The 690-nt window shown below is 30.3% G+C and carries 2 protein-coding genes; both read right to left on the bottom strand.

Features of this window, described 5'->3' with window-relative positions; genetic code table 11:
• A partial coding sequence (locus JWF52_RS19835) for a hypothetical protein (RefSeq protein WP_353654987.1) occupies window positions 1-99 on the bottom strand: 99 nt, incomplete at its 3' end.
• 26 nt (window positions 100-125) lie between these two features.
• Window positions 126-690, bottom strand: a 565-nt coding sequence (locus tag JWF52_RS18895; protein ID WP_502711272.1) for a phosphohexomutase domain-containing protein, incomplete at its 5' end; no start/stop codon positions are given.

Below are 690 nucleotides of genomic sequence, written 5' to 3'. Positions count from 1 at the left end.
ATTTTTCATTTCTTCTAATACATATCTATCCCCTACAGCAGTAGTAGCTAATTTTATTCCATGCTCTTTAGCTGCTATAGTAAGGCCTATATTACTCATTACTGTAACTACTAATGTATCTTTTGCTAATTTATTTTCTTTTTTAAATATATAGCACTTAATATCATTATATGATCTCCGTCAACAATGTTTCCATTTTCATCAACGGCAATTAATCTGTCAGCATCTCCATCATATGCAAGCCCTAAATCTGCTTTGTGCGCCAGAACAGCTTCTTGTAGACTTTGCGGATGTGTTGATCCACACTTATCATTTATATTATTACCATCTGGTTCACTATTTATAGTTACTACACTTGCACCTAACTCATCAAATACTATTGGCGCAACTTTATAAGCTGCTCCATTTGCACAATCTAAAACTACTTTTAATCCTTTAAAGTCAACATTTATTATAGATTTTAAATAATTTACATAATCTCTTTGTGCATCGTGTTTGTGTATTTTTTTACCAACATTTTCTCCAACTGGATGATAATCTACTTTTTCTATATTGTCAATATATTCTTCTATATTTAGTTCTAATTCATCATCAAGCTTATATCCATCTTTATTAAAGAATTTTATTCCATTGTATTCTACTGGATTATGTGATGCAGATATAACTACTCCACAATCAGCATTGTACTTT

Origin of the sequence: Clostridium sp. CCUG 7971 (assembly GCF_017590215.1) — a bacterium.
Taxonomy (GTDB): domain Bacteria; phylum Bacillota; class Clostridia; order Peptostreptococcales; family Peptostreptococcaceae; genus Faecalimicrobium.
This window is presented reverse-complemented; position numbering and strand designations above follow the sequence as displayed.